Origin of the sequence: Dyella lipolytica, assembly GCF_030160075.1 — a bacterium.
Taxonomy (GTDB): Bacteria; Pseudomonadota; Gammaproteobacteria; order Xanthomonadales; family Rhodanobacteraceae; genus Dyella_B; species Dyella_B lipolytica.
The window spans coordinates 1-5113 of sequence record NZ_BSNQ01000006.1 but is presented as its reverse complement, the minus strand read 5'-3'; the positions used below and the strand labels follow the sequence as shown (position 1 = coordinate 5113).

The 5113-nt window shown below is 51.0% G+C and carries 8 protein-coding genes; 6 read left to right on the top strand and 2 right to left on the bottom strand.

Annotated elements, in window-relative coordinates:
- Nucleotides 1–306 precede the first annotated feature (306 nt).
- The 4 genes from QQL64_RS12975 (at nt 307) to QQL64_RS12960 (ending at nt 2346) form a co-directional block, all read left to right on the top strand.
- Nucleotides 307–507, top strand: a complete 201-nt coding sequence (locus tag QQL64_RS12975) for a hypothetical protein (protein WP_284400339.1) — start codon at nt 307–309, stop codon at nt 505–507.
- A gap of 291 nt (nt 508–798) precedes the next feature.
- Nucleotides 799–1539 (top strand): AAA family ATPase, encoded by a 741-nt coding sequence (locus QQL64_RS12970; protein WP_284400337.1) that lies wholly within the window; start codon nt 799–801, stop codon nt 1537–1539.
- Nucleotides 1540–1744: 205 nt separating this feature from the next.
- A complete protein-coding gene (locus QQL64_RS12965) occupies nt 1745–2089 on the top strand; it encodes a ribonuclease E inhibitor RraB (protein WP_284400335.1) in 345 nt (114 codons plus the stop codon).
- A gap of 17 nt (nt 2090–2106) precedes the next feature.
- A complete protein-coding gene (locus QQL64_RS12960; protein WP_284400333.1) occupies nt 2107–2346 on the top strand; it encodes a DUF6959 family protein in 240 nt (79 codons plus the stop codon).
- Between the two features lie 233 nt (nt 2347–2579).
- Here QQL64_RS12960 and QQL64_RS12955 read toward each other — a convergent pair whose 3' ends face one another.
- On the bottom strand, nt 2580–3263 hold the full coding sequence (locus tag QQL64_RS12955) for a transposase (RefSeq protein ID WP_284400331.1): 684 nt from the start codon (nt 3261–3263) through the stop codon (nt 2580–2582).
- A gap of 276 nt (nt 3264–3539) precedes the next feature.
- On the opposite strand from QQL64_RS12955, the gene QQL64_RS12950 reads away from it, so the two are divergent.
- Nucleotides 3540–4160, top strand: coding sequence for a DUF416 family protein (locus QQL64_RS12950; RefSeq protein WP_284400328.1), 621 nt, complete (start codon nt 3540–3542; stop codon nt 4158–4160).
- Nucleotides 4161–4429: 269 nt separating this feature from the next.
- Nucleotides 4430–4822, top strand: a complete 393-nt coding sequence (locus tag QQL64_RS12945) for a hypothetical protein (protein WP_284400326.1) — start codon at nt 4430–4432, stop codon at nt 4820–4822.
- A gap of 104 nt (nt 4823–4926) precedes the next feature.
- Here QQL64_RS12945 and QQL64_RS12940 read toward each other — a convergent pair.
- Nucleotides 4927–5113: hypothetical protein (locus QQL64_RS12940; RefSeq protein WP_284400323.1), on the bottom strand; the 187-nt coding region annotated here is incomplete at its 5' end.

The following is a 5113-nucleotide window of genomic DNA, read 5'->3' as shown; positions in this document are numbered from 1 at the left end:
CGCTTATGGTCATTGGCTTAGCGGCCCTCGGCATCAAGGCGATGCTGGCGCATTAAGAAAAGGGGCTGGCGCTACGTGGGTCAGCCTTTTCAATTGGGGTATTCAGAAAAAGGGGTCAGACTACTTTTTTAAGAAAAAGGGGTCAGAGCCCTTTTCCTAAGTCACCCTTGCGGTTGAATCTTCGGAAAAGGGCTCTGACCCCTTTTTCTCAGACTTTGTGACAATGAGGCGGATAGATGCAAGAAAGTTAAGGAGGACGCACTCGAAACCTGCTCCGACGATCGCACCGTCCTGCCCGGAGGGAGGATGGATCAGGGGTTCAAATTCCAAAATTGCGTGAATAAATATATTGAAGAACACGGCTGCGGACCGGGGGGAGTTCCGCTGCCACAACCTGACGAAAGTCCAGCTATTCCGCCACCCGACAAAAATGCAGTAGCCAGGACAGCATTGGTAGCTGCCGTTTTGGGCACCTTGGTAGCCGCTGCCTATATTCTGGCCGATTGACGTAAACCCCTTTAAAGAACGGGAGCTATTCAGTGATAAAAAACGAAAGCGTTGCTAAGCAAATTAGTGATGTGATGATTAAATGTAGCGAGCAGCTAGACTTATCAGTCGCTCTTGTTCAGGAAAAGTGCGGGGAGGAAGAACTGCGCGTATATCGACGAGCGGTTGGTAAAGCACTCGGGGATATCTATTTGGAAATTATGATTCCTCTCTATCAAGCTCATCCCGAGCTCACTCCGCCGGGCTTAGACATACCAAAGGTCTAAGCTAGTTGCGCTTTTCTCGAATCAAATGACTAGCCCTTATCTAAAATCAGTGAAACTTCGAAGAGACAAGGTTGCGTCCTTCGATGAGTATCCATTCTGTCTTCCTGTTGTTTCACAACTTGAAGAATTGGAGCTGCATCCCGCCGTCACTTTTTTCGTTGGCGAGAACGGTAGTGGCAAGTCGACTTTGCTCGAAGCCATAGCCGTAGCTTGGGGATTTAATCCTGAGGGCGGGACCAAAAATTTTAGATTTCAAACTCGCGCATCACATTCATTGTTGAATGAATATTTGAGGTTGGTGAAGCCGCCCAATCGTGCGCGGGATGGCTTTTTTCTACGTGCAGAAAGCATGTTTAATGTAGCTTCGGAAATCGAACATCTCGATGATGAACCCGGTGGCCCACCCATCATTGACTCATACGGTGGCCGTTCGCTACATGAACAATCGCACGGCGAGTCGATTCTGGCTGTAATGATGCATCGCTTTAATGGCAATGGACTTTACATTCTTGACGAACCAGAAGCGGCGCTATCACCTTCCAGGCAATTGGCCATGCTAAGACGCCTCCACGATCTAGTCGGGCAACAGTCGCAGTTCTTGATTGCCACACATTCGCCAATGCTTATGGCCTATCCCAATGCATGGATTTATCAGATAACAGCACAAGGGATTGAGCTTGTTAAATTGGAAGATACGGAACACTACTTAGTTGCCAGGCGATTCTTGAATGATCCGCACCAACAGGTTTCAAAATTGCTTGAATGATGACGTATCGGACCTCAATTGTGAGACACGGGGATCAACATGTTTCCAGTTCACAAGAACGTGCGCCGCCTTCTCTGGCTGCGCAATGCACTGTACGTGACCTTTGCAATCGTCGGCTTAGCGATTCTTGGCATCAAGGCGTGGCTGGCGCATAAATAAAAGCAGCTATCTATGTGAGTCAGCTTTTTGAATTGGGGGCAATTGGATGTCGGTTGTCGAAAGTTTGATGTCAGGGGCAGCGGCAGACGTCGATGTTCTCCGCTCGCTAGACCAGCATGGTGATGACTTTTCTGTCGCCCGCGATGTGGACTTCGTGTTCCGCACACCCACCAAAGAAAAAGCGGAAACCGTCATTGGATTCATCAATGACCATCAGTACGGCGTTGCGCGTCTCGAACAGACCGAAAATGAGTATCGCGTGCTGGTGATGATCAACATGCCAATTCAGCAACACGTCATCCTCTCGGTGTCGGGCTTTATGTCCTGCATGGGTACGTTATTTGGCCTTGAATACGACGGTTGGGGATGTCCGGTAAAACGACGTACGTGATTGCCGAGGACAGGACGATGGAGACGATTGAAGTCGAAATTTTCACCGACCAAGGAAATGGCGCGGTTCTTCGACTTCCCCACAGGAAGTTTCCTGGCTTATTGCTACAAGGCGATACGCTTGGAAATCTGGTGGCGATGGCCGAGAGCGTCGAACAACTGTCGGCGAGCGGAAGTGTTGCGCTTCAAGAGGACGCGTCAGCGTTGGCGGAATCGCTCAGGGAATTGCGCCATTGGTATGAGCTTGCAATCAAATGAATGGGCATCAGCCCGGAGAGAGGATGCTCGATCTCGATAGCCCCTTTTGGTCCGAGCTTCGGGATGCATACGGCCCGGCATCAGATATTCCGAAGCTTCTCCGTCAGCTCAGCAACTTCCCGAGCGAAGCGTCGTCCCAAGACGAACCGTGGTTTACCTTGTGGAGTTCGCTCTGCCATCAAGGTGACGTCTACCCGGCGTCCTTCGCTGCCGTTCCGGAAAAAGGGGTCAGACTACTTTTTCGGCCGGCCATGAGGACGAACCCGAGCGGCACGTCCGAGTTCCGTCTCGATAGCGGCCTGAAATCGATGAGAGCCTAGTGCGCGCTGTTGTTGCACGTGCGCGCGAATCTCATCAAGCATGTCGTCGCCAATGGCGTGCTTGAACAAATCTCTATAAACAGCCTGTCTGGCATCGGGTGTTGCACCCAGGGCTATGTACTCAGAGTGGGGCTGTACAAGCGAATCGCTGATGCCGGCCGCATTGGCGTGATAGCTCGACCATGGATAGTCCGAAGGGCAGGCCACCATGGCCGCACGCACGGGGTTAAGCTCGATGTATCGGTAGCAGGTCAATAGATACGATTGGCTGTCCACAACGCTCGATTTATACCGGCCTTCCCAAAGCGTGCCGGTGCGGCGATAGGTGCTATTGAAGTAAGCAACATAACGCCGCCCAAGCGACTGCATGCATTTGGATAAGGATGGTGCGGCGGACGGGGTAATCAAAAGGTGTACATGATTGGTCATCAATACGTATGCATGAATACCGCACTGATGTTGTATCGCTGCTTCCAGAAGATGCTGTAAGTAGCATCGGTAATCCTGTTCCTGTAGGAAGCATGCATGTCGATTGTTTCCTCGCTGGATGACGTGCTGAGTGAGCCCATCGATGGCTATACGAGGTTGCCGAGGCATGCGCCGGTCACAAATAAGGTGGTATGGCCAGAATTCCTCGCGATACTCAGTTGCACCATAGGCGCTCGCCCCCACTGCATGCCGGAAAAAGTAGTCTGCCCCCTTTTCTGCTGACCCCTTTTCTGCTGGAAAACACGCCGAGAGAACTATTCTAGATAATGCATCTGCTAATGGCCTTACACCAATGCAGATATCAGCCTCGCGGCCATTCTGTGCGGATTGCGCTGCTACAATCCAGCAATCCGGTGGGGTTCTTACAAGTCCAAGCACTGCACAGTGGCCAAAACAGTGACGAATATTTTCAAGTTTGACGAAGTGGCACTAGTAGCTCGACTCGCACGCATGCCGCCACCATTCAGGGTGATGTTCTCTTTATGTTGTGCTACGCGCCAGATGAACGCTTGGGATGAGTTTGCGGAGCGTTACTCGCCAGATGCCTTATATAAGATGCATGGCATTGTTGACGAAACTTGGCGTGCACTTGCCTTAAACGTCGTTCCAATTAATTGTGCTTCATCGCTGGATGAAGTGATGGAGCTTCTTCCAGAAGAGCAAGATGAGTGGGCTCCCCTGCACGTATACGCTGACCACGCACTTGCATCGCTTGCATATACGATTCGTTGCTTACTTAGCTCAAACGCGCAAGAAGCAGCGTGGGCGGCTCGGCGCACATATGAAGCGGCTGATCAAGCGGCTATTCGTCAGCTCGACATCCAACCAGGAACGGTTGACTCCGAGAGTCTGATATTGCGGCATGAGATTGTTCAGCGGGAATTGGAAAGACAAGCGCTTGATCTTCAAACTTTGGAGCGCAATTCAGCCCAAGAGGTATTGAGTCACCTCAAATCGAGGGCGTTTAGTGAGCACACGTTAACCCGCGATGAGATGTTGCTTTAAAGGCGCGAAATAGCAAAGCAGCGGGAAAAGGGGTCAAAGCCCTTTTCCGGCTGACCAAATTAGCAATCATCGATTAAAAAGGGCTCTGACCCCTTTTTCCCTACTACATGCCGGAAAAAGTAGTCTGACCCCTTTTCTCTGGACGTGGTAATTAACAATACGTCGAGCTTCCAGTCATTTGCCTATGGCCTAGGGCCGGATTGGGACCGCTCTACGTTCGGACCAATGGGCAACATGAGCCAAACCATCCACGTCACTGCGAACGACCAATGAAAAGACTACTGATTCTCTCTGCCGTGTTGATGGTCGCGCTATCTGGGTGCGACACCGATCTTTTTAACTCAGGATGCCGAGAGATAGGTGATTCTGGCTATTCGCTTTGTCGCAACGATAATGGGTCGACAGTGTTTTACCTCGAACCAAATCATCAGGAACCGTCAGGTGGTGGTGTTTTGGATGGCACCGTACAGTCGATTGGGTGGGATGACAAAGTTATTGTCGCTAGCCGCCAATCTACCTTTCGCGGTGATCCTGATGGCCTGATGGTTGTGGATATAGCGAGCAAGAAAGTCGACGGCCCGATCGATCCATCATTGGTGGCGAAGATGCATCCGACTATCAAGCTCTCAAAGGCCCCCGATGCTTGGTCGGGTTTACGGTAGAAAGATAACGGTTCCAGGTTCTATAGGCGAAAAGGGGTCAGAACACTTTCTAGGTCACCTTTGCGGTCGAATCTTCGGAAAAAGGCTCTGACCCCTTTTTTCCTCTACTTTCTCACCCAGGCGCTGAGCCACCTCACGCGCATGTCAATGATCCGAGCGGTCAACGTCTCGATATCAATGGCAATCCGGTGCCGAATGAATCGCCAGAAGCCCACCTGCCTATCGTCAAATAGATATGAGCGAATTCGATAAATTACACGACGCAGTTTTGCTTTCGATGGAGCATCGTTG

Excerpts from the sequence above, each read along its gene's own strand:
- QQL64_RS12975 (WP_284400339.1), top strand. The coding sequence starts at position 307 with ATGGATCAGGGGTTCAAATTCCAAAATTGCGTGAATAAATATATTGAA.
- QQL64_RS12970 (WP_284400337.1), top strand. The coding sequence starts at position 799 with ATGACTAGCCCTTATCTAAAATCAGTGAAACTTCGAAGAGACAAGGTT.
- QQL64_RS12965 (WP_284400335.1), top strand. The coding sequence starts at position 1,745 with ATGTCGGTTGTCGAAAGTTTGATGTCAGGGGCAGCGGCAGACGTCGAT.
- QQL64_RS12960 (WP_284400333.1), top strand. The coding sequence starts at position 2,107 with ATGGAGACGATTGAAGTCGAAATTTTCACCGACCAAGGAAATGGCGCG.
- QQL64_RS12955 (WP_284400331.1), bottom strand. The coding sequence starts at position 3,263 with ATGCCTCGGCAACCTCGTATAGCCATCGATGGGCTCACTCAGCACGTC.
- QQL64_RS12945 (WP_284400326.1), top strand. The coding sequence starts at position 4,430 with ATGAAAAGACTACTGATTCTCTCTGCCGTGTTGATGGTCGCGCTATCT.